We start from the raw sequence: 25,578 nt of genomic DNA, 5'->3' as shown, positions 1-25,578 counted from the left end.
TAGTTTCCGTATCATAACGTTGCGCAGCCTTCCTGCCACGTGTTTTCCAACTGATGATCAAATCGGCTAGTGGCGTAGTATGCCTTCGCCCCAGATTACTTCTGTGAGTTACTCATGGGGCATACGTCATGCGTGTCTACGATGATCGGAATTAACCTTATAAGATACATATCTGAAAAACCAATATATATGCATAATATGAGAATCTTAATTGGCTGCATACTGATGTTCTCCATACACACAGGGGCTGTAGGTTCTACTTTTCGGGGCGGTGCATTTCACCTAGTATTGCAAGACGCCCTGTTGGAAGCGCCTGGGCGGCAAGATAGCCTTACCGTGGATTCAACTGTGAAAGACCTGGGCCTGTCCCGCAGGGATTCCATTTTTAGTGATCAGCACATCTTCACGGTGGCGCTTGATGTAGATGACATCGCACGTTTTCCAGCAACTTCGCTCCAACAATACATGAAGGACCAGGCGCCCGGCCTGTATGCACAGGAAAATTCGGGCGAGCCGGGTACCGTACAACCCATGTATATCCGTGGTATACCGATGCCTATCTTAACTCAAAAGGAGATATACCAGTCGCAGCCACTAGTGGTGTTAGACGGCATTCCGCTCATTGGAGAACATCCATTTGCTTTTGATATCCAACAATATCAGTTCGACCGCATTGGCCCGGCCACCAACCTGTTGAGCAACATCGACATGAACAATATCGAATCGATTCAAGTACTTAAAGACGTGGGCAATACTGCTATCTATGGCCCGATGGCAGCCAATGGGGTAATCGTCATTACCACCAAGCAGCCCGGCGCCAAACGTCAAATAACTTTTAACTCCTATGTAGGCCTTGCCCAACGCCCCACCATCACAGCCATCAACGGTGACTACGAAAACGCTTTCCGCCGGCAATTTTACGACCGCTACACGGCCATCGGAAGATATTCGGCAGACGATGCGTACCCACTGTACCTCAGCGATTCGTTGAATACATCCTATTACGGTCCGTCGAACTGGTCGGATAGCTATTACCGCAACGGTCTGGTCTATTCGGCCGATGCCGATATTTCCGGTGGCGGCGACCGGGCAAATTTCCGCTTCGCCGTGGGCCACATGCAAAACCAGGGCGTTGCCGACCAAGCCGGCATGAAACGCTACAGCGCTTTGTTCAACATCAACATGAAGCCGGTGGAATGGTTGCTCTTTTCTGCGATGATCAATGGCAACCGGGTGTTGCGCGACCGTAATCGGACGTTACGCGACCGGTTTGCCACCATGTCATATGTCCCCGACCTGTCGTCGCCACTATCCCCAAACAATACCGTTTATAGCCAATACCTGAATGAGTTTGATAACAGCTTCGATAACAACACCACGAATATCGTCGAAGGCCATGCGAAACTGGTCTTCGACTTCGATCGGCTGACCGTCACCTCGCGCTTGGCCGTGGATTACAACGAGGGCAATCGGGACCTTTTTTACCCACGCCCACTGATGGAGGAAAACAGCTTCGCAGCGAATTACTACGGATACAACCAACGGCTCATCTTCGATAATCATGTATCATACAATGTACCCACAGGCAATCGGCATGAGCTGTTTGTCGAAGCTGGAAACATACTCCAATGGGATGCATTCAAATACAATTACGCTTATGCATATAAGGGCATCAACGACTTCATCAAAATCAACCTGTTGGAGTCGGATCCCAATAAACCCGATTACCTCAATCCCCTTGCTTTTCCCCGCGAATTGGTGTTTAAATTCTTGGATTATACCAACCAAAACTTGGTTTCTGTTTACGGACGGGGAACTTACAACTTCGACGACAGATACACCGTTTCACTTCTATTGCGTACCGACGGCTCGTCCAATGCGCAGCCGACTAGCCGCTGGTTGTTTACACCGACATTAACGTTCGATTGGAACATAAAAAAGGATCTCCTGGCTGATGAATCCAGCATCTCTACACTAAAGCTGCGCACCAGCGCAGGTCGGCTGGGTCGCCTCAACGTTTTCGATAACTTTTCGCAAGGACCGACATATTCCACCTTCGTAGGATATACAGGCAACGTGATCACACCCGGTTACAACGGCTTCGGCGTCCTGACCCGGCCGTACGAATTCGGATGGTCGGGCTACGGGATTCCGTGGGCTTATAGCGACCAGTTGAATATCGGATTGGATATCGGACTCGCCGATGAGCGATTCCGCATTAGCCTCGATTGGTATACCAAGTACGACCGAAACCAGCTTCTCGGCATACCTTCCTACGCCGAATTTGGCTATCGCCAGTCGTATAATGCTGGCATGGACGTAAACAATACAGGCGTTGAACTTCTGTTGAGCGCTGATGCGGTGAAAAAGAACAACTTCACCTGGGCCCCATCGTTAAACATGCATTACAACACCAACCGTTTGGTCAGCCTCCCCGGAGGGCTCGACGAAATCGTCATCAACAACCGGCTCTTCCGCGTGGGGGAACGCATCGACCGCTTTTGGGTACTCCAAAACGAAGGCATCTACCTGAGCGACGAGGAGGTGCCTACCCTTGATGGCAGCGCCATGACCTACAATGGCATCCCACTAAGCGCAGGCGACCCACGCTGGGTGGACGTAAACGGCGATAACACCATCAACGACGCTGATCGGCAATTGAAAGGTTCTATTCTTCCGAAAATCGTCGGGGGATTCATGAACCAATTTACCTTCGGTGATTGGAGCTTAGACGCCCACTTTTACTTTAATATCGGACGTGATGTGCTGAACGCCGACATGGCGAACCGGTTCGATTTCATCAACCGCGAAGGGGTCACAGAAATGAACTCCGTGAAAGAGATTACATTTTGGGAGAAACGCGGCGATTACAGCCGTTATCCTCTTTACAATCCATGGAGCAACGTCATCCCCTACCGCAAAGAACAGGACCTCTTCTTAGAAGACGCTTCTTTCCTCAAATTGCGGACGCTTTCACTGGGCTACGACTTGACCAAATTACTGAACAAAGGTTCCAACATCCGTCGGGTATTTGTGTATTGCACCGGCCATAACCTGTTCACCCTTACTCCTTATACCGGCAGGGACCCGGAGTTGGTCGACTTCATGGGCTACGACACGGGCTATGGATTACCCATACCGCGGACCTACACGCTGGGCGTGCGAATGAATTTATAATTGCCATTGGTTAAGAGAAAATACAAATGATGAATAAATCGATAAATAACCGATTCAAAACAAGTGTCATGAAGCTCTTGGTGCCGTGCATGGTACTGTTGTTCGGACTGGGCGGATGTGAAAAGATGCTTGACGTCGATTCGTCGCGAGTGGTTGGCGAAAAAAATATGTGGAACACACTGGAAGACAGCCGGGCAGCCATTATGGGCACTTACGGACTGGTCAGGGCGGCATTGGTTGACCACAATGCGCATTGGTTGTACGGTGACGTCCGCGCGGGCGATTTTACCGCTCCGACGCGGCAGGACCTGCGTGCCATCATTTCACAGGACCTTACCGCCTCGTACCCGAGCATCGAAGCCATATCGAATTGGCGGCGCTGGTTCGCGGTCATCAACTCGGCTAATGTATTCCTCGAACGCATCCATGAGGTGCGCGAAAAAGACCTCCGTTATACTGAAAACAACATGGTGGTCGATATCGCACAGATTCGCTTCCTGCGCGCATTTGCCTATTTCTACATGGTGCGCATATGGGGTGATGTACCGCTCATCATCTCCTCTCACGACGGTCGTTTCGAAGATAAACCCCGTGAGAACCAAGCCAAGGTGCTGGCATGGGCCGAACAAGAAATGCTCGCGGCCGCCGCGGACCTACCCTATAAATACAGTGCAGGTGACGAACAACAACAGGGAGACTACTACAATGAAGCGGAGAGCAGGTGGAATGGGGCGTTGGTTCGTAAGCTATCTGCGTATGCCGTATTGGCTCACCTGGCGGCCTGGCAGGGCAACTACCCCGATGCGGCCATCTACAGCAAATTTGTGATCGACAATTATCCACTCGGCAACAACGACTATATCTCTACTGGCCACCTGACCGACGCCAATGGTTTCTTCTATGACAAACGATACAACCAGTTATTCGGCTTCGCATTCGTATGGGCGCACGTAGATGGATCGTTCACGGGCCACATCGAAGAACTCACGCTGGCCGAACCTGTAGTGAATAAGCGCATCCCCGATATTTACCTCCCGAAAGATTCCATCATAGGTATCTTCAACGAGGCTGGCGACGAACGCTTTAGCCTCGACACCTTGGGCACCCCGGTATCCGAAAGCTACTTTACCAACTACAATGGCCGGTACCCCATCTTCAGCAAGATCAAATGCATCATGGGCGGTGTGAACGACCCTACCTTCCGGTTCTTCTCGAGTGCGCTCGTATTCACACGGCTCGAAGATGTCACCCTGCTCCGCGCAGAAGCCTTAGCGGTGCTTGGTGAACGCCAAGGTGCCATCGAAATGCTCAACGCCATCCGTACCCGGCGGGGACTGGACCCTTACAACGAAGATGTCAATGGTGACCTCCTCCACGCCATCTTCCGCGAACGACAGCGGGAACTGATGGGCGAAGGCCACCGATGGTACGATTTGGTGCGCTACAACCGCATCCGGCCGAGCCACCCGGTCATCGCACCCTTGATTGCGGAGAATGGCCATATATGGCCCATCGCACAAACGTTGCTTTCGCAAAACAAGGAACTGACTCAAAACGAATATTGGAAATAACGAATCCGAAAACGACATGAAGCATATTATCAAAACATACGGATCACTATTGCTACTCATCTTACTTGTACTTGCTTGCGCTAAGGACCGCGGATACTACCAGCCCGATGCGATCGATAAGCATTTCGATGGTGACACGTACGCCTACCTTCAAAGTAAGCACGGTGTATACGACTCCTTGCTACAGGCGATAGATCGATTAGGGTTGGAACAGACGCTCCGCGATAGCAGCATCACCCTCTTCGCGCTCACCAATGAAAGTTTCCAATTGGCCATCACCAACCTCAACAACATCCGCTACCTGGCCGATCGTCCATCGGAATACTTGGCCACCATTGATCAGGCGCATTTGGATACCATGCTCACGCAGTACATCATCCGTGGGAAATTCCCTACGGACTCCATGCAGCTACAGGATGGCGTCCGCCTGCAAGGTATCCGCCACGGCTACCCCATGCATGCCAAACTGGCCCGCACTACGTCTTCCGGATTTCGGGATGGCGGACCGGAGACCATCGATTACAGCGACACGAAGAAAAGCCAGTTCCGCCGGAACTGGGTTACCACCAATACCGGTTCGATTAACATTGAAACAGATAATGCCTTCGTACACGTGGTCAATAACGACCATGTATTCGGGTTCGGCGACTTCATCAGCCGGCTTACGTTCATCCCTCCGCCACCGAACCTCTTCCATCTGGTAGGTGGCGAGTGGTCCACCTCACGTGAAAATTCAGGCGGTCCGAACCATATCGAGGCGGCACAATTCGCTTTCGACGGAAATCGCGAAACCAAGTTCCTCCTAGGCGGCTTTGGCGGCGCTTGGCTACAGTTCAAGTTGAACGAACCCACCGTCGCCGGTGCCTATACCCTCACGTCTGCCAACGACTTCCCCGAGCGCGACCCAATTGACTGGAACCTCGAAGGTTCGCACGATGGCGAAGAATGGGTACAATTGGATTCGAGGGCCGGAGAGATTTTCGAAGAACGCTTCCAAATGAAGGTGTACCGCATCAATAATCGCGTAGCGTACCAATACTACCGGCTCAATATCCTCCGTAACCGAAGCGGAAGCACCATGCAAATGGCCGATTGGTCGGTCAATGCACCTGACCAGGCGGACGATGATGAAGAGCCGCAAGATTAAAAAGTTAATGCCACAATTGCGAGATGATATGATAAGCAATAGATTAATACGGAAAACGAAGGTTGGTCTCGGCGTGCTGGTCGCGGGCCTCTTTCTCCTGGGGTGCGAGAAGCTGTATGACCTACCCGAAGAAAAGGAATACATCAGCGAAAACATCAACTACGGCAGTAAAATCCTGGAACCCGTCCTTGGACGCACCAACCTCATGGGGCAGTTCAATCCCGATGCCTCAACCATGCCGCTGAAGTTTGAAATCGTCAACGCCCGCTATGGCGACGGAAGGCCCGTAGCCGACCTCTTCGAGGTAAGGCCCACCTACGTATGGACCGCTGCCTACGATGGCCTCGAAACGTCGCTGGAAGAAATCGAGGCCAAACGTAAGCTGGAAGACCGGCCGCTTTTCGAGGTTCGCGAATCGGGGCAGTTCATCCTATGGGCGTCGTCTGATAACGACCTCATTGAACCACGACCGGAAGACACCACTTTGCTGGTGCAAGACACTCGGTTCTTCGACCTCAAAGTGACCAACACAGGCGGAACGGTATATATACCAGATTTCCAGTTCATTCCCTGGCGTGAACGTCCTTACTCCCCTTCTACCGACATCGACCCGTACACCGGCGATGTTGCCCGGGATCCCAGCGACCCGGAAAACCCCAACAAGCGTGACTATATCCGCCCTTGGCTGAACAATGTCATCGGCGACCAATCCAACAGGCCTCTCCAAAGTAACAATGACGTCAAAGACGTCGTGGTGTATATCCGTCCATTCGAAGGCGGGAATGGGCACAACCTGCGGTTTAAATTCATGGGCCCCGGTCCCGACAGTAGTTTCATTAATCCGGAGGCATTCAACGAAACAAAGTGGAGCACGCTGGTACACGGGTTCAACATCGAGAAAACCGAAGAATACGTCCAGTACGATGTCGCTTACCCCATCCCGCTCGTTAATCTCGAAACACCTTACACCTCCAGTGGCGGTGGAAGCGCCAGTGTCGAATTCCAGTATTCGCGCAAAGGGTTCGGCGGCGAATTAACATATGGAACATTCGGCTTGGATTTCAATATTTTCCGGGCTGGCGATTGGGAGATTGTGTTCCATTTTAGAAACGAATTACCAAAGTTTGAAGATGAATAAGATGAAGGCATTGTTTATCGCATTTGCAGCGGTGGCCTTGTTAATCCATGGCCCTGTCTTTGCTCAAACCAACATTACGGTCACTGGTAACGTGATCGACGAAAACAGGCAACCCTTCCCCGGTGTAACCATTTTTGTGGGCAAGCCTCTCCGCGCGTTGACGTCCACCGATGACAACGGAAATTTCCGGGTATCGGTACCCGCAAACACCGTACTGGTGTTCCGGATCGTGGGCTATCAAGAACGGTCGCAAAATGTCGGCTCCGGGCGAACCGTCCTGCGCGTACAACTTGCCCCGATCGACAATCAGTTGGATGAAGTAGTCATCCGTGGGTACCAGCCACGGTCCAAGGAGCTCAGCACCGGCTCGTCGTTCGGTATAGACGGTGAAGATGTGCAGGACATCCCCACCGCGAACATCGAGCAACTGCTGCAAGGGCGCGTACCGGGCATGAACACCCAGGTGAGTACCGGCGCCCCAGGCTTCCGTGGTTCCACCCAGATCCGCGGACTCTCGACCGTGTCGATGACCGGTTCGGGCAACCAGTCTTTCCTGCAGCCCACCTCGCCACTCTACGTCATCGACGGCATACCGATGGATGCCGACAGGGCCACGGAATATGGTTTCCAGCAACAAGGGCCAGGCATCAGCCCACTGTCGCTCATCCCGCAGGAAGACATTGCCAGCATCGAAATCCTAAAAGATGCCCAAGCTACCTCCCTTTACGGCTCGATGGCCGCTTACGGCGTTATCATCATCACCACCAAGCGAGGCAACTCTCCGATTCCGCGGGTGCGCTACACACACAACTCATTCATACGCACACCACCGAAACTACGCGAAACACTAGGCGGTAACCTAGAACGACAGCTCAAGCTACAGCAAATCTATGGAAATGCGCTGACCGTAAACGATATCTGGCGGATTTCAGAAACATCGTTCCTTTCCGACAGTCTCAACGCTTATTGGAACAACTCCACCAACTGGCAGGACTACTATTACCGTACCCGGTATAACCAAAGCCACAACCTCCATATTGATGGTGGCGACCAACTCTTCAATTACAAAGCAAACCTCGGTTACTTCAGCGATCAGGGGATCATCCGCAATACCGGATTCACACGTTATAACGCCAATCTACGCATGGAGTATCAACCCGAAGACCGGCGGTTCCAGATTATTGGGGCCGTAACCGGCCAATTGGGCAAGCAAAGCGTGGGGGATGGTATCGGTATGCTGCAAACCGGCGTGGCAGACAACGGTCTTTCTTCTACCCTGCTGCCGCCGCCTTCGTTTTACCAAGCGGGGGGCAGTCACAGTTCCGTTCTGGCAACAGATAATGACAACGCCACGCGCCTCATACGCGCCAATCTCGAAGGCAGCTACCAATTCATCGAAGGACTACGGGCGAGTACCAGCGTGAGCTACGAGTACGAGTCGAAAACGGAAGACACCTTCACCCCTGCCGTGGCCAATGACCAGTTCGCAGAAGTATATTCGTACAACGGCCGCACCACGCAATTGTATAATCGAAACAGTCTCAGCTATGCCAAAGAGTTTACCGGTGGCCACAACATCTTCATCAATTTCTTCAACGAATTCCGCATTGCGGGTAGGCAAAGTGCTGTAACCCGCAACGAACGGAGCCCCAATGACCAGCTACAGGGACCCATCGGGTTCGATGGTTACTTCTCGCGGGGTGGCGGCTTGTTGGATGATTATACCGATGAACGCGCCGCCTCATTCGCCCTGGCCGCTTCGTACGATTTCAACAAACGTTACGTGGTAGACCTCTCCTACCGGCTCGACGGTTCCTCAGCCAACGGATTTGAAAACCTGTATGCCCGGAACCCGGCCATCGGCCTCCGCTGGAATTTCGATAAGGAGCCGTTCTTGGAAGGGTGGGATTGGCTTGACTATGGTGCAGTCAGGCTGAGCTGGGGGGTCAACATCATCCCTACGGGTACCTTGGAGCGTATATATGGGAAGTTCAACATCACCGGCAACTACAACGGACAACAGGGTATAGGTTTGGATTTCGACCAGATTCCCAACCCGGGATTACAACCCAAAACAAACACCCAATACAATGCCGGGCTCGATTTCTCCCTGTTTAACAGCCGTGTGGAAGTTATTTACGACACGTATCTAAAGAAAGTAGAAAACGAATTGTTCGAGCAATTCCTGCCCAACACTACCGGTTTTAACAAGATATTCAGCAACGGCGCCGGCATTGCGAATTACGGGCACGAGTTGTTCGTCATGTTCCGACCGCTACGCCTCGACAGCGACTTTAACCTCACGGTGTCGGTAAACGGGGCGTATAATAAGGATGTGTTGCTTTCGCTGCCCAGCCACTATTCCGGCCAGTTCATCCGCTATGATTACGATGTAAACCAGTACAATCAGCACGTAATCCTCCGCGTGGGTGGAGCGACGTTGGCCAACTACCTGTACGTCAACGATGGGGTATTCGCCACCGATGCCGATGTGCCCGTCGACCCGGTGACCGGACTGCGCTACCAAACGGCCGGTGAGTTCTTCCAAGCTGGCGACCCGATGATCCAGGACGCCAATAACGATTATTACCTCAATGACCAAGATTACCAACGCACCGGCAACTCCCAACCACTGTTTACCGGAGGAGCTTCCATCATGCTCAACTACAAAAACTTCGGCTTCAACCTCAACGGTTCGTTCACCGGAAAACGAACGATCCTAAACAACGCCTTGGCGCAACGACTCGGGCTGATGGGCGATCCGTTTGGCAATAGAGTGGTGGTTCCGCTGAACGATGTCGACCTTTGGCGGCAGCCCGGTGACCAGGCCACCTATCCCTATGTCTACGATTACAAGCGGTATGGCGCCATACGGCCTGTGCGATTTGACCAGACACTATGGGCCGAAGACGGCACGTATTTCAAAATCAACAGTATTGTCCTCTCCTATATGTTCGAGCGCGATCTCGTCCGCCAATGGGGATTGGACAACCTACGGGTATATATCTCGGGGGAAAACCTGCATACCTTCTCACGGTATACCGGTCCCAACCCCGAAAACGTCACTACCATGGGGCGCGATGTTTCGGAAGGCTATCCGGTGCCCCGCACATACAACATCGGTTTAAACATTGGATTCTAAGCGCGATATGATTATGAGAATAGTTAAATGGACAACAATACTTACGCTGGCGGTAACCATCTCCTCCTGCAAGGAATTCCTTACGGTACAGCCGGTAGACCGGCTTACTGGTAATAACTTCTACCTCTCTAAAGAGGATGTGGAAGCCAATGTTGCCAACATGTACAGCATGTTTTTCGATAAGATTAACGAAAGTTGGGTGATCGGTGCCATCGGCGAAACCCGGGCCGGCGAAGTCTTCGCATCGCCGGGCGCCAACAGCTACAGCGCCCGGCGGGTGGTCGAATTCCTCGGCAACAACGACATGCTTTCCGTCATCTCGTCGGGAACGCCTTGGGATTGGTATAACTACATCAACGTAACGGATTGGAAACGGTACTACCAAGTGATCCAAACCGCCAACATCCTCATCAGTAAATTGGAAGAAGGGATACCCGGTCTCAGCGAATCAGAAAAGGCCCGGTACATTGCCGAAGCAACCTTCATGCGTTGTTTCACCTATTTCTGGATGGTGCGCCTATATGGCGACGTGGTGTACTACACCGACCCCTACCATGCCGAGGAACTGGCCCGCGAGCCCATGGTATCGGTGATGAACAGTTGTCTGGAAGACCTACGCCCGCATAAGGACGATCTCCCCTGGCAATTCCCCGACCCCGCCCTAAAAGGTGCCCGGGCATCCCGCGGGGCCATCATCGCCCTGCTTATGCACATGAACATGTGGAATGCCGGTTTCGACCGTAACAAGCGTGAACAGTATTACCAAGAGGTAGCGGCGTTGGGTACCGAGCTAATTGAACAGGGTCCCTACCGGCTATACCCGCTTACCGAAGACGGATGGTCAACGGTGATGAAAGGCCGCTCGGACGAGAGCCTATTCGAGTTTTACCGGAGTATCAATTATCAAGACGCCAATGCCGCGTTGTCACCATTCGGCGACCACTTCCTCCGCTGGCCCTACAAGTTCCCGCGCTTCAATAACCAGATTAGCCATTGCTATTTCATCGATACGTACATGGCCAAGCTATATCCTGCCGGGCTGGCCGATAAGCGTGCCGATTTCTGGTTTGACGACATGTTGTCGAATAGCGGCCAATTTACCGCCGTCAAATTCGGTTTCAACGTGTATGCATCGGGCAACGAAGACCGAAACCCCGACAATACGTTCATGATTTTCCGCTACGCCGATGCCATCCTACTGCACGCCGAAGCGCTAGCAGAGCTATCGCGCGACACCGAGGCCATCGCTTCGCTCAACATGATCCGCAACCGTGCGGAAGCGACGCCATACGCGGGTGCCGGCGGGCAGGAACTGCGTGATTTCATCTTCTGGGAACGTTGCCGTGAGTTGTTCGGCGAAGGCCACCGGTATTTTGATCTAGTACGCACACAACGCATCATGAACTCGTCATTCGCACGGAACCCATTGAACTCAGACCAGTACAACCGGCGGGCGTGGACATGGCCCCTGAACCCATCCGCACGGATAAACAATCCGAAAGTCGTTCTGAATGAATATTGGCTCAACTTCAGATAACATACCGATACATCGTGAAAAAGATATTCGAAATTATGGAGCACACAACAAAACGATACACCCGTTGGCCACTAACCGCCCTTCCGCTGCTGGTTGGACTGGCTTGCTTTTTCTCGTCGTGCGAGCGCGATGACTATTACGTGGATGGTGGACGGGCCAACCCGGTATTCGATGGCACCGTACTGGACTACCTCGATGCGACTAGCCAACTCGATACCATCGGCCAACTGGTGCGGCTGGCCGGACTGGAAGAAAACTTCATCGCCGACGAATTGACCTTCTTTTCGCCCAGCGATGTCAACATCAAGCAGCTGATCGGTCGCATTAATTACCAAGGCTCAGATCCAGGATGGCAAGGCAACGGCGCGAACCAACAATTATACAACCTCGGCTTGGATACCATCCAGACGCTGGCCGACGTCGACTCGGCCATCTGGCGCAAATACCTCGAACGGTACATGTTCCGCGGCAAGCACAAACTCAGCGACTACCCACAGATCGACTTCAGTGTGCTTAATACCTTCGGCGGGCAAAACTACTACGCCTATAACAACACGGTAAGTAACATCGGGGTGGTATTCCACGATGCAGTCAATGACGAAGGCAAACCGACCGAATCCCGGTTGAAATACATGGGTTATCGGCAGCTGTACATCTCTTTTATCCCGAATGTTTCTATTCCTGAGTTTTGGTACGATACGCCCGTAGCCTCGTCCGATATCCAACCCCGTAACGGCGTGGTACACGTGTTGGACTTTACAAGCCGTCGATTTGGATTCGACCAGCAGGAAGTCATCGACGATATCATTCAAAGCAAGCGATAAGACGTAAATGAAGACAACTATGCAATCAATAATAAAAACAATCGTTGCGTTTAGTGCCATCGCATGGCTTTGCTGGTCGTGCAACAAAGAAACCCTATTGCAAGAGCCCTATGGGCCGGCCAAAGAACCCCTGGGCATTACCATGAACCGCAACCAAGCGCCCTCGCCGACCGCCGGCCTGCCAGGCACGGAAGTGACCATCAAGGCCTCCGGCTTACTGCCGTTCAGGGACGAGCTTATTTTCCGGTTCAACGGTGAAGTTGCGCAGGTCACGGACGTGACTGAAACGGAAATCAAACTTATCGTGCCCGACTTCGCCAGTACCGGCGTAACCACCGTTTCGATCGGTGATGTCGTGGTGTTCGGCCCCAATTTTTCTGTCACCGGAAAAATTAACCTCGACCCTACCTTCAACGCACCCCGCGGCACCAATGGCCAGGTAGACCGTGTTATCAAAACCGAAGACGGGCGACTGTTATTGGTTGGCCGTTTTACTGACTATGACAACAAAGGCGTCATCCGTCCTATCAACCGGATTGCCCGTACATTCTCCGATGGCTCGTACGACGCCAGTTTGCGTTCGGGGAATGGGGGGAATGGCTCACTCATAGACATCGTTCCCTTCGGCAACGGCTACTTGCTCGGCGGGGCATTCAGCGGTTATTCACAACGCTCCACAGACATCAGCAACCTCACCAAGCTCAATGGGAACGGCACCATAGACACGATGGGCATCCATCCCTTCCGGCGTCCCGACCAGTCGGATACCATCAAATATTACCCCACGTTCAACGGCGGCTTCGACGGCTATGTTGGCCGTGTATACCCACAGGGCGGAGACAAGGTGGTTGTTGGAGGCGGCTTCCGCTACTACATCAACAGGCGATACGACCAACCGAACAAACTGGAAACACGCGATTCGGTAATCATGGACAGCGTAGAAGTACGGCATCTGGCTCGATTGCATGCTGATGGCACACTGGACTCAACTTTCCGGTTTGACGAGGCGGCAGACCGTTTCAAGCCGGGCGGTAACGGCGATGTATTTACTATTGTCCATGATAGCGGCCCGCACGAAGGCAAGTTCATGGTTTACGGCACATTCAACCAGTTTGACGGAGTTCCCGCCGGCCGAATATTGCGACTGAACGCCGACGGCACGGTGGACGGGACGTTCAACGCCGGCGGAACCGGCGCCGACCAAGCCATAGACAAACTCTTTTATAATGCCACAACAGGGAAATATATCCTCGCGGGCAAATTCCGGCAGTACAACGGGAAACCCGCCAACCGGTTGGCGGTATTGAATGAAGATGGCACACTCGACGAATCATTTATGGCCAAAACGTTCGATGGTAGTGGACCCAATTTTGCCAAACAGCTCAGCGATGGCAAAATCATCGTGAGCGGCGACTTCCGTACTTATGACGGTGTGGCACGGAACGGCTTTATGGTGCTCGACGAATCGGGCGACCTCATACCGGGCTACAATGCCACGGGTATTTTCAGTGGCACCATCGAAGACATCATGGAAACTACGGCCCAAGACGGACGGCGCGCACTGCTTATTTACGGGTCCTTTTCTCAGTTCAACAGTCAGCCCGCAGATAACTATATCCGGGTAATCATCGAAGAATAATCAATAAAACTATGCGTTATACCATCCATAAAAAAAAGACAACTACATTGGCATTGCTTGGGGTGATGGCGTGCACCCTTATCTACTCGTGCAACCAGGAGTTCACCAAAGTCATACCGGAGACCGAACCGGTAGACTCCGTGGAAGTGGCTTTCGGTTCGCCACGCGTACTCTACATCATTGCCGACGGCGCCCGCGGGAAGTCGGTGCGCGAGGGAGAGTTCACCCACATCCACTCCCTGCTACCGAATTCGATATACAGCTGGGAGTCGTTGTCCGATGAGGAAACGGCGCCACAAAACGGCACCAATTGGGCGGATTTGGTTACAGGGGTTCAGAAAAACAAACACGGTGTGGTGGGCGATGACTATTCCAACGCCCAACTGGATAACTTTCCCTCCATTTTTGAACGTATCAAGGAAAATCTGCCCGAGAGTAACCTCCAAGTGTACACCTCGTCGCAGGTTTTTCACGACTACCTGACCACGGGCGCTGATGTACGTGAACGATTGGATGGCGATGCCGCCGTACAGGCTGCCGCTGCTAGTGCGCTTGCCGAAGACGACATTACCATGGTAACGGCCCATTACACCGATATCGACGCCGCTGGACACGCGCATGGCTACGACCTCTCAGTGGCCGAGTACCGTGCCGCTCTCACCGAATTCGACAACCGGCTGGGTGAGCTGCTGGACGTGCTGCGCAATAGACCAAATTATAGCGCAGAAAATTGGTTGATCGTGATTAAATCGAGCAAAGGTGGTGACTTTGAAATCCCGGAGTGGGAAAACGATAACACCATCTTCAGCAACCCCGAAGTCAATACGTTTACCATCTTTTACTCCAACAGGTACACCACACGGATCATCAATAAACCGTTTTTAGGTATCCGGTTCCAAGGAGACTTCCTCCACTTCCGGGGTCAGGTGCGCGGTGAAGTAACCGCCGGCAACAACGATTTCTATAACCTGGACAATTCCGCTTTTACTATCGAACTGAAGATAAAGAAAAACCCCGGCCCCGACAATAATTTCGAATACCGGTATCCGGCGTTGCTCTCCAAGCGGAACCGATGGAGCTGGGACGACGTGGGTTGGACCATTTTCCTCGAAGGTCGTGGCTGGCAGTTCAATGCGCGCGGCTTGGGGGGCAACGTGGGCCAGACCAATGGTGGTAACTTGGCGAATGCCACGTGGAACAGTATCGCCGTGGTCGGCGTCATCCGCGATGGCCAGCGGTTTGTGCGCACCTATACCAATGGCCAATTCAATAACGAGGTTAATATCACCAACTACGGCAGTATTACGAACGACCTGCCGCTCATCCTTGGGTCACGTGACGACAATGGACAGGCCGACTGTTACATCGCCGATGTGCGGTTCTGGAAAGTAGCGCTTCCGGAAGATGTCCTGCGCCAGTACTCGTGTGAAACAGGCGTACCAGAAGACCATCCCTACTACGATTTTCTTGCTGGCCTTTGGCCCGTAGTAGGATCTGAAGGCAATGAAATCAAAGACGAGGGGCCTTTTGGGAGCCATATGATCCTCTCGGGTGATAACATCACACGCGATGCCCTAGCGGATTATGTTTGCGCACCCAGTTCGGAAGACCTGGGCGAAACCGTGCCCAGCAATGTCGACGTACCCGTCCAAATCATGACTTGGCTTAAAATTCCCCGTCAGGAAAACTGGCAATTGGATGGCCGCGTATGGTTAGACCAATAACGAAGGTATTTATTCAAAATTAACCGCATATGATTAGGTCAAAAATATATTCCTCGGTTTACCTGCCCTTGTTCGCTATTGCACTGCTGGCGTTCTCGTGCGAACGACAGAAACTGGAGACATTCGATTTGGATCAAAACACCCCCACAACGGTCGTCCCGGACGACCAAGCAGGCGAAATACGCAAAGATGGCGAGCTCGTCGTCGTACCGCTGTCGGTCAGCTTGGGACAGCCGGCGTCAAAAGCCTTTCAGGTGGAGCTACAGCTCAATCCCGATACGGTCGATCAATTGATCAGCAACGGTCAATTGGATGATGCTGTAGCGGTACCCACGAGTCAGATATCCATACCTACCGCCGCTACTTTCGCCTTCGGCGCTAAAACAAGTGCCTTTAACATCGCCGTGAACGTAGGCTTCCTGGAACGCAATTACGGCAAACGCGTGGCCTTTGCTTATCGATTGGTCAATCCCGGCAAAGGGAACACCATCGCCGCCGAATCGTCATCGGCCGTGGTGGTATTGAACACGGTCGACATCCTGAAACCCGACGAAATCCGCTACCTTTCCATTACCAACGGTGGGGGTGGCATCCTCGAAGCGCGTAACCGGCAGAACTACCAATCGCAATCTGGTGGGATGAACATTCCGTTGGGCATCTCTCTCGCCGGTGTTCCCGGCAAGCCCTTCACCGTACGCGCCGTGGTCAATACCGATACCATTACGACACTCGTGGAAGCGGGAATATTGCCCGCGAATACGGTGCCATTGACCATCGATCAGGTAACCATGGATACGGTGAACCGCATCAGTTCCAACACCAGCTCCGCACCGTTAGATCTTTTCGTGCAATGGTCTGTAGTGGAACAGCACCCCGATGAACTACTGGCAGTGGCCGTCACGCTCAACGATCCCTCCATCCACGTGTTAGACGAGGAAAAGAAGTCGGTCATCGTGCTCATCCATCCACAACATGTATTGGAGGTCGATGTGACCAATCAAGGCACCACGTACAGTGTAAACCGCGACAACGGTGGCGGGCCGGAAGCCGGAGAAGGGTCGTTGAAACTCATTGACAATAATATCAACTCCAAGTTCCTCGTGGGCGATTTCCGCGGCGACCTATGGGCGCAGCTGGAATTCGATGAAGCGACGAAGATTGGTGCATATACCCTCACCTCCGCCAACGATGCGCAGGGACGCGACCCCAAAAGCTGGCGGTTGCTGGCCTCAAACAACGGTACGGATTGGGTGGAGGTAGACATCCGTACGGACGAAGAATTCCCGCAACGTTTCCAGACCCGGCGGTTTGAGTTCAACAACGAGGAAAGCTACCGCTTCTACCGCATCCACTTTGACGAGAATCGTGGTGACGGACTTTGGCAGTTGGCCGAGTGGCGGGTTATCCGTATACCGTAGCCGCGTTTTGACGAATATAAAATTAAGCAATAAAAACTTAACATCATGACCATACAAACGATGAACATCGTAAAACGGATAATGACGCAAGGCCTTTGGGCACTCTTGATGCTATGCTTCTTTGCCTGCAAGGAAGAACCGACGCCCGTTCCGGAACCGGAGGAACCGAAACCCCAGGCCATGTTCGATTTTGAACAGATAGACCCCGAAGACCCGTTCTCCTACTCGTTTACGAACAAGGGCACCAACTTCTCGTTGGTGCGCTGGGAGTTCGGCGACGACAGCGTATCACTGGATGATTCGCCGGCACACACGTTCCTCCGGACGGGTGATTTCCGGGTGACGCTGCGTACCGAAAACAGCCAGGGTTTCTGGGCGGAGAGCGAAACATTCATCAACATCAACCCCGACAGCCTGATCGAAGTTGCCACCGCTCCCCAGCCGGACGGCAGCCTGGAACTCACGGTCGCCTCGGAAATAGCCATAGACAGCGTGTTTTGGTATAAAGGCGTAGGCACCGGCGGTGAGTTCTTGACGAACGACGACAACATTCATATTTCGGTAGACCAAGGGCAATTCGAGGATTACACCCTGCGCGTGAAAACCCCCAATGGATCGTATGCGGAAATCAACCGTCGATTGACCGACCTTGGCGTGGTACGCGACTTGACCCAAGTACGTAATATCTTCAGGGTATCACGGGATAATGATGGCGGCCAGTTTGCCGGCGAGGGATCACTGAAATTGATTGACAACGACACCCATACGAAGTTCCTCCAGTTTAATTTCGCGGGGGATCTGTGGTTTGAATTGGAATATTTCGAACCGGTCATCCTAGGTGCTTACACCTTCACCTCCGGCAATGATGCACCGGAGCGCGACCCGAAGAACTGGCGGCTGGAGGCGTCTATGGATGGTGAAAATTGGACGGTATTGGATGAGCGAACCGATGAGGTATTTGACGAACGTTTCCAGCCGCGGACGTTTATTTTCGACAATAGCGAGGCATATACCATTTATCGCATCTACGTCACGTCGGTGGTTAACTCCGGCCTGTTCCAATTGGGCGAATGGCGAATGCTGGCGCTTCCACAGGGATAACGACTTCGAGCGTGTTAATGAACTAAAATCGACAGGGGCTCCCTGCTTTCCGCGCTTCACCTCCTTACAGGACGGTCTCCGGATTGGCTTCGGTGATGGGTTTGGACTTCGTCTGGGCTTGGTTTGGACTCCGACTGGACTCCGTTTGGCGCCGCCAGTCTAAGCGCAGTACCTGGCAGCATGGAGAGCAAATTCACCTCCGAAGCCGACCCGAGGCCAACCCCAGCACGACCCATACCCTATACATTGCTTTTCCAAACACGCCTTTCTCCCGCTATGTAGCCGCTTATCCTTCGCTAAAGTGCCGCTGGCGGGGCTTTTTACCGAGATATATGCGGGACACAGGGGGATAGGTACCGAAGGAAGGGTAAGGGAAGATGGGCTGAAAGGTGGATTGCTTCCGTATGCACGTTACCTACAGGCATACCGGTACCCGAAAGGCTCCGCATCATGGTCGAATCTTCGTGCTGTACTCCGGCCATCATCCTGCTGTTTCGCTGCTGAAAACAGCACGCGGCACCCTAGGGGAAAGCTCGTACATCCCCAAGGCCACCGCAGCAGTCTGGGAGCGGTCTCGGAGCAGTCCGGTATCACGCTCGCAAAGACGGTTGCACACAAAAAGACATAAGAAAGACACGTATTCAGCTAAATGAATTAAAAATCAGACGAGCATTATTTAAAATTTCTTAGTTCGCGCTGATTGTAAAATGCATAGTCAATACCGGAAAATACTTGCGTGCTTTTGAATCACCCGCTTTATCCCACGATCATGTCGGGAAATTCGGTGCTACCGGGCGTACCGTTTTGGGTGATGGCTATATTTTTTACGCCCTTAGGCGTTATAGACTACTTACTCTATCACGACGACTATATTCGGATCCGCCCCGCTATTCCTTATTACTGACGCTAAAGTAAGCAACAATTGGTATTTTCATCAGTACCCACAGGATGACGAATTGCGCTCAACTTTCGTCGCTGTGATGGGCTATAAAGAGCTTGCTACCACCGGCTCAGAAACATCAAGACGCCGATGCCCCCACTCCTTCCGGTGCATTAGGCTTGCGGTTCTTATTCCGTCTTTTGAACGGACGTTTTTTCTTCTTTGGAGTACCCTCCGGTGTTCCTTCCGATCCCGCAGTTGCAGCGTCCCCTCCTATCTTTTTGGTTTGCTGAGAACCTTGGCGATTGCCCGGTTTACCACCCTTTCCTTTACTGTGCGGCCGGTGCCGGTCCCCCCGCTTTCGGTCGCCGCGATCGGAGGTTGCCACTGCGGCCTCAATACCGTCAGGCAGTGCGGCCTCATCCACTTTCCGTTCCATCAGCTGCTCAATCGCAGAAAAACGCCTACTATCACGATTATTCACGAACGTGATGGCTGTGCCGGTGGTTTCGGCCCGCGCGGTCCGGCCAATACGGTGGATGTAATCTTCCGGATCGGGCGGCACGTCGTAGTTCACCACCAAATCGATTCCCACTACGTCGATTCCCCGCGACAGCACATCGGTGCCGACCAAGATGGGCAGTTGCTTGTTCTTGAAGCGCAACAGTATCTTTTCTCGTTCTTCTTGAGAAAGGTCGGAGTGGAAGGGCTGCACGGCCAAACCCATCTTGGCCAATTCCCGGCCTAAACTCTTTACCTTTTCCTTGGTCGATGAAAAGACGATGATACTCTTGAAATCACCACTCTTTAGAATCTGCTTCAATAGCGGTGTTTTCTGGTTGTCGGCTACGCGATACTGTTGTTGGACAATTCCCTCGGCAGGTTTAGACAGCGCGATATTGACTTGTTTGGGGTGTTTCAATAGATTCTTGGCAAATGCCCGTATTTTTGGGGGCATGGTCGCCGAAAAAAGCATGGTCTGCCGTTCGGATGCCAATTCGCGGACAATACGATTGATATCGTCCTTGAAGCCCATGTCGAGCATGCGGTCCGCCTCGTCGAGCACCAGGAATTTAATTTCGTCAAGCCGTACCTTGCCCGAACTGATGTGCGCAATCAACCTACCCGGCGTGGCCACCACGATATCAACGCCCTCGCGCAATGCGCGGCGTTGCTGCTCATAGCCGATGCCATCGCCACCACCATAAATAGCTATGGAAGTGATACCGGTGAAATAAGCCAACCCTTCCACCTGTTGGTCGATCTGCATGGCTAACTCTCTGGTGGGTGCCAGAATCAAGGCACTGACTGCTGGCCGTTGTTCCATCCGGCAAATCGCATCCATTACCGGTAGGAGATAAGAAGCGGTCTTGCCTGTCCCCGTTTGGGCACACGCAATCAAATCTTCTTTATGCTGGATAATTGGGATGGTTTCAGCCTGTATCGGTGTGGGCGTTTTAAAGCCCATGCTATTCAAACCTTCAAAAAGGGTGCTTTCGAAATTAAAATCGCTAAATGTCAAAGTATGCTTGTTAATCTAATGTTGGAGCAAAAGTACAAAATTCTTCGCTATTTTCCGGTAATGCCGTAATCAACAGCGAAATAGCCATTCATGAAAACATTATACCTATCTAGTTGTTCCATTTCCAGCAAATCGCCATAGCGGAATGTTATCACAATATTTCATTACCTTTGGATGAAGCAAGACAACACTGAATGAGTATGCAGGAACCCCCTACCAAAAGGCCGTATTCGCTGGAATTAGCTGCCAGTCTGATTTCGCTGGCGCTTATCATTGCGTTGATGTATGTACTGCAAAGCGTGCTGCTACCGCTTATGTTCTCCATCCTCATCGCCATTTCATTGTACCCCGTGGCGGGCACGTTCGAGCGGCTTCGGTTTGGCAAAGCCTTTTCCGCATTGCTAGCGGTGATTTTGGCCATTGCCATACTTTCCGGATTGGTGTGGTTCATCGTGCACCAAGTGATTGTCATCGGCCGGGATGGAGCAGAAATACAGCAGAAGTTCCTATCGATATTTGACACCATACAGCGCTGGTTGCAGGAACGTTTCGGATTGGAGCCCACCGAGGTGGTGGAACGGCTTCGAAGCCAGGCAAACCAAATCCTTTCCAATGCAGCGTCATACATCACGGCTGCTTTCGGGTCGTTGGGAAATGTGTTGGCCGGTGTGATATTGGTTCCGCTTTTTTCCTTCTTCTTGCTATACTACCGGGTATTTTTCCGCGAATTTTTCTTCCGTGTTTTTAAATCCACACCACAAGAAACGGTACACAACACGCTCAACAAGATTTACCAGGTGGTACAAAGTTACCTGCTTGGCCTTGTTACCGTGATGGGTATCGTAGCGGTACTGAATACGGTGGGTTTGTGGATATTGGGTATCCAATATGCTTGGTTTTTCGGTACGCTGGCATCGCTGCTGATGCTCCTGCCCTATATTGGCATCGCCATAGGCTCTATACTACCAGCAATTTTTGCATTGGCCACCAAAGACACCGCTTGGTACGCGTTGGGTGTTATCGTCTGGTTCCAAGTGGTGCAATTCCTGGAGGGCAACGTCATCACCCCCAACATCGTGGGCAGCAAGGTAAGCATAAACCCCTTGATGGCTATCATCTCTATCCTCTTGGGCGGTATGCTGTTCGGCTTAGCAGGCTTGATCCTGGCATTGCCCATTGCAGCCACCGTGAAGGTTATTTTCGATGCCGTACCGTCAATGAATGCCTTCGGCTTCCTGATTGGCGAACCGGAAAAGTATCACCTCAAACGGTATTCTACAAAAATAATGCTTAAACGATGGAAATTACGTGATCTGCTGGAAACCAAGGATAAGAAAAAAGAAAAAGAGGCACCAAAAGAAGGCGACTAATATTGCTATCTTGGCATTAGCAATTTGAAATACCGCGTAATTTGTGCATTTTTTGTATAAAATCAAAAGAAGGATTAAGCCATGGCAACGATTGATTCGGCATTAAGCGGGAGTCTCGCCGCTTATCTAGCATGCTCCTGTGGCTATGACTGTCGCATCGTGTTTTCAATGGAAGAAAACATTGATGATCCCACGGCATCGGTCGTGCTACTTCAAGACATCGGAACACACGACGATGTGTATTGATCAACAATCTTCAGAACAATGACCCACTTCCATTGTTAGGATGTTAACAAATAGGAGGCATCATGAAGAAAAAGACCATCAGTGAATTACCCGACCAGCGCCATAACAACGAAATGGGCAATCCCACATCCGATAAAGCATTCAAAGATACACGCACCCTCAAACGCCACCAAGGGCTTCCCAATGCGGGCGGCGTGCGCACTGGGAAGACCAAGATAGACAACGGGCAAAGTAACGAAAACTAATCCCCGTTCGTTATAGTCGGTGGCATCAACTTATACACCACGGGGGTAACCACGCGCGATAACAGCGTGGAACTGATCAGCCCTCCAATCATAACGATCGCCAAGGGCGAAATCAGTGGATTGCTCGACCATGCAATGGGCAGCAGCCCGCCAATGGCCGTAAGCGACGTCAGGATGATCGGCAGGAAACGCATCTCTCCGGCTTTTTCTATGGCATCGTTAAGCGGTACCCCTTCCCTACGCAACTGATTCGTAAAATCAACTAACAGGATGGTATTTTTCACCTCGATACCGGCAAGGGCTACCAAGCCGATGGTAGCCACGAAAGATAAGGTATTGCCTGTAACCAACAACGCCAGCACAGCGCCCACGATACCCAATGGGATTACCGACAGCACGATGAGGGTGCTTTTGAGCGTCTTGAACTCCAACACCAATACGGCGATAAACATGAAAACGGTAATGAGGATAACCGTGCCGAACCCGCCGAACGACTGCTCGCGGCTCTCCACCTCACCACCCATCTCATAGTGATATCCCCGGGGAAGTTGTAGCTCATCCATCTGGCTAACCACATCCTGAATCACCTCATCATTGGCGTACCCGGCGGCCACGAAACTGTTCACCGAGACCGTACGCTGCCGGTCAATGTGATAAATCGCCGATGGCGATGGCACGAATTGCAACGTAGCCAACTGGCTGAATGGCACTCCTTTCCCCTGTATGTTATCGACATAGATTTGATCAAACACGGACAGGTCCGGATAGGCACCCCGCGGCACGCTGACGCGCACGATGTAATCGTCATCGTCAGCCTTCGGATCGGTGTAGGTGGTCACCTCAATACCAGCCAGCACCATGCGTACGGTCCGGTCAATGTGCGCGCTGGGCACACCGAGTGCCAGTGCCTTGTCGCGGTGGATGTTCACCTGGATATCGGTTTTGTCGTTGCGCACCGGATTATTGACATACAACGCACCGGGCGTCTCTTCCAGCAAAGCCTCCACCCGGCCGGCCAACCGCTTCAGGGTATCGAGGTTATCGCCAAAGAGCCGTACTTCCACCGGTGAAATCACCGGAACCCCCTGCTCGAAATTCTTCACCTGCACCTTGGCACCCAGGTAGGGCGTCCACCGCTGACGGAGTGCCTCGATGAGCGCTTCCTTGTCCTTCGATGAGGTTTCGGGCTGCAGTTGAACGAATATCTCCGCGAAATCGGCCCGCTCATTGGCCTGCTCTACATTATAATACACCCGGGGATTACCCTTACCTACATTGGAAGCGAAATACTGCACTTGGGGCAATTCGGCCAATTCCTTCTCTACCTGCCGCGTGATGCTATCCGTGGTGAAAATATTGGCCTGCAGCGGTGCACTGATCCGGATAAGGAACTGCGGTTTCTCGGAAGCAGGGAACAGGCTGAATCCGACAATGGGAATCAAGGCCAGCGCCCCTGCGAACACTACCACCGCAATCACCACCGTTTGCCACGGCCGCTTCAGCGCTTTATCCAGCAATACCGCATAGGTGCCATGGATAACACGCTGCAACCATCGCAACACCGCATTGCCTTCGGGGTTTTCATGGGGCTTCAACAAGCGGCTGGCCAGCAGGGGCACCACCAACAGTGCCACCAGCATCGAGGCAATGACCGACCCGATAACGGCCATGGGGAGGCTGCGGATGAAGTCGCCCGCCATTTCGGGCATAAACATGAGCGGCATGAAAGCAATCGCCAACGTGGCGGTGCAGCCCACCACGGCCAAAGCAATCTGATGGGTGCCTTTGATGGCCGCATCGATGCGGGAGACCCCCTCTCGCATCCACCGTTCGATGTTTTCGACCACCACGATGCTGTCGTCTACCACCAACCCCAATGCCACCACGAACCCAACGATGCTGAGCTGGTTGAGCGAATAGCCAACCATATTCAACACAATAACGCCCATGGCCAGCGACAACGGCACGGCAATCATCACGACCAAAGACGCACGCGTACCCAACGGCAGCAACGTAATCAGTACAAGCGTAACGGCAATGAGGAAATCAATCCCCAAGCCACCAAGCCGCTTGTTGACATTTTCGCCTTGGTCGAAATGCAGCACCAAGTCGATATTCTCAGGCAACCGCTGTTCGAACCGATCGAGCACCTTGAGGTAGTCCTCCTGGGTACGGCTGATGTTTTCACCTGCCTTTTGTGCCGCGTTAACAAATACCGCACGGTAACCGTTGAGGCGCGTAATATGTGTCTCGGGTGCAAAATCGGCATATATATCGGCAATATCATCCAACAAGATGTTCTTTCCCTGTGCACTTGATACAATGGTATGCTTTATGTGGTCGATACTTTGGTAGTTGCCACTTGTCTTGATGCTGAACACTTTCCCACCAGCCAATACGCTACCTCCCGGGATATTGGCCCCCTCGCTCTGGATAGCCTCCATCACCTGATTGAGCGGTATGCCCAGTTGGGCCAATTTCGCAGGCTCCACATCCACACGGATCAACTGGTCGGTAAGTCCACTGACCGTCACATCTTTGAGCGCCTTCACCTTCTCCAGCTCTTCCTTCAGTTGGTCGGATACCTCCTTCAACTGGCCGCGGGAAGCATTTTCGGATATCAAGGCCACCTGCAATACGTTCACGCCGGTAGGATCTATTTTCTGGACATCAATGCTATACAACTGGTCCGGTAACTGGGGCCGCAGGGCACTCACCTCACGGATAAGCTCTTGGTATTTATTGTCGTAGTCGACACCGTGTTCGTACTCGACAAACAGTACGGCCAGCCCATTGAGAACTGTCGTACGTATGCGCTTGATGTTATCGAGGTCGTAGAGCCGGCTCTCGATGGGCCTCACCACCAGTTGCTCCATATCCTTTGGGTTCGTACCCGG

At 52.4% G+C, this 25,578-nt stretch carries 17 protein-coding genes; 15 read left to right on the top strand and 2 right to left on the bottom strand.

All coding sequences use genetic code 11. The features are described from left to right. Nucleotides 1–198 precede the first annotated feature (198 nt). The 12 genes from ACO1NT_RS14805 to ACO1NT_RS14750 all read left to right on the top strand — a co-directional run bounded on the left by ACO1NT_RS14805 (nt 199) and on the right by ACO1NT_RS14750 (nt 19,046). On the top strand, nt 199–3,177 hold the full coding sequence (locus ACO1NT_RS14805) for a SusC/RagA family TonB-linked outer membrane protein (protein ID WP_449049509.1): 2,979 nt from the start codon (nt 199–201) through the stop codon (nt 3,175–3,177). Nucleotides 3,178–3,203: 26 nt separating this feature from the next. Continuing rightward, complete coding sequence (locus tag ACO1NT_RS14800; protein ID WP_449049508.1) at nt 3,204–4,748, top strand: RagB/SusD family nutrient uptake outer membrane protein; 1,545 nt, start codon at nt 3,204–3,206, stop codon at nt 4,746–4,748. 16 nt (nt 4,749–4,764) lie between these two features. Then, the gene (locus ACO1NT_RS14795; protein WP_449049507.1) at nt 4,765–5,895 is read left to right on the top strand and encodes a discoidin domain-containing protein; all 1,131 of its coding nucleotides are present in this window, start codon (nt 4,765–4,767) and stop codon (nt 5,893–5,895) included. Nucleotides 5,896–5,923: 28 nt separating this feature from the next. Further along, nucleotides 5,924–7,033: a DUF5007 domain-containing protein gene (locus ACO1NT_RS14790; protein WP_449049506.1), complete on the top strand. Its 1,110-nt coding sequence runs from the start codon at nt 5,924–5,926 to the stop codon at nt 7,031–7,033. Next, complete coding sequence (locus ACO1NT_RS14785; protein ID WP_449049505.1) at nt 7,026–10,175, top strand: SusC/RagA family TonB-linked outer membrane protein; 3,150 nt, start codon at nt 7,026–7,028, stop codon at nt 10,173–10,175. Before ACO1NT_RS14790 ends, ACO1NT_RS14785 begins: the two co-directional genes overlap by 8 nt. Before the next feature lie 13 nt (nt 10,176–10,188). Then, a complete protein-coding gene (locus tag ACO1NT_RS14780) occupies nt 10,189–11,712 on the top strand; it encodes a RagB/SusD family nutrient uptake outer membrane protein (protein WP_449049504.1) in 1,524 nt (507 codons plus the stop codon). A 14-nt stretch (nt 11,713–11,726) separates the two neighbouring features. Continuing rightward, entirely contained in the window at nt 11,727–12,536 is an 810-nt protein-coding gene (locus ACO1NT_RS14775; RefSeq protein WP_449049503.1) for a hypothetical protein, read from the top strand. 19 nt (nt 12,537–12,555) lie between these two features. Beyond that, nucleotides 12,556–14,175, top strand: a complete 1,620-nt coding sequence (locus ACO1NT_RS14770) for a DUF5008 domain-containing protein (protein ID WP_449049502.1) — start codon at nt 12,556–12,558, stop codon at nt 14,173–14,175. An 11-nt stretch (nt 14,176–14,186) separates the two neighbouring features. Continuing rightward, nucleotides 14,187–15,899 carry an alkaline phosphatase family protein gene (locus tag ACO1NT_RS14765; protein ID WP_449049501.1) on the top strand — a complete coding sequence of 571 codons (1,713 nt, stop codon included), beginning with the start codon at nt 14,187–14,189 and terminating at the stop codon, nt 15,897–15,899. A gap of 29 nt (nt 15,900–15,928) precedes the next feature. After that, nucleotides 15,929–17,317: a discoidin domain-containing protein gene (locus tag ACO1NT_RS14760; protein ID WP_449049500.1), complete on the top strand. Its 1,389-nt coding sequence runs from the start codon at nt 15,929–15,931 to the stop codon at nt 17,315–17,317. Nucleotides 17,318–17,362: 45 nt separating this feature from the next. Further along, complete coding sequence (locus ACO1NT_RS14755) at nt 17,363–18,418, top strand: PKD domain-containing protein (protein ID WP_449049499.1); 1,056 nt, start codon at nt 17,363–17,365, stop codon at nt 18,416–18,418. Between the two features lie 301 nt (nt 18,419–18,719). Beyond that, on the top strand, nt 18,720–19,046 hold the full coding sequence (locus ACO1NT_RS14750; protein WP_449049497.1) for a hypothetical protein: 327 nt from the start codon (nt 18,720–18,722) through the stop codon (nt 19,044–19,046). Between the two features lie 391 nt (nt 19,047–19,437). On the opposite strand, the gene ACO1NT_RS14745 is transcribed toward ACO1NT_RS14750, so the two are convergent. Then, nucleotides 19,438–20,820 carry a DEAD/DEAH box helicase gene (locus tag ACO1NT_RS14745; RefSeq protein ID WP_449049496.1) on the bottom strand — a complete coding sequence of 461 codons (1,383 nt, stop codon included), beginning with the start codon at nt 20,818–20,820 and terminating at the stop codon, nt 19,438–19,440. Nucleotides 20,821–21,014: 194 nt separating this feature from the next. Here ACO1NT_RS14745 and ACO1NT_RS14740 point away from each other — a divergent pair, with 194 nt between their 5' ends. The 3 genes from ACO1NT_RS14740 (at nt 21,015) to ACO1NT_RS14730 (ending at nt 22,681) form a co-directional block, all read left to right on the top strand. Further along, complete coding sequence (locus tag ACO1NT_RS14740; RefSeq protein ID WP_449049495.1) at nt 21,015–22,190, top strand: AI-2E family transporter; 1,176 nt, start codon at nt 21,015–21,017, stop codon at nt 22,188–22,190. 81 nt (nt 22,191–22,271) lie between these two features. Next, on the top strand, nt 22,272–22,436 hold the full coding sequence (locus ACO1NT_RS14735) for a hypothetical protein (RefSeq protein ID WP_449049494.1): 165 nt from the start codon (nt 22,272–22,274) through the stop codon (nt 22,434–22,436). 62 nt (nt 22,437–22,498) lie between these two features. Continuing rightward, the gene (locus tag ACO1NT_RS14730) at nt 22,499–22,681 is read left to right on the top strand and encodes a hypothetical protein (protein WP_449049493.1); all 183 of its coding nucleotides are present in this window, start codon (nt 22,499–22,501) and stop codon (nt 22,679–22,681) included. Here the strand turns inward: ACO1NT_RS14730 and ACO1NT_RS14725 are convergent. Next, on the bottom strand, nt 22,678–25,578 hold a 2,901-nt coding region (locus ACO1NT_RS14725), incomplete at its 5' end, for an efflux RND transporter permease subunit (protein WP_449049492.1). The genes ACO1NT_RS14730 and ACO1NT_RS14725 overlap by 4 nt on opposite strands.

This window comes from Parapedobacter sp. (assembly GCF_053550995.1).
Note: the sequence above shows the minus strand (reverse complement) of the source record. Positions and strands in the feature narration are given on the sequence as shown.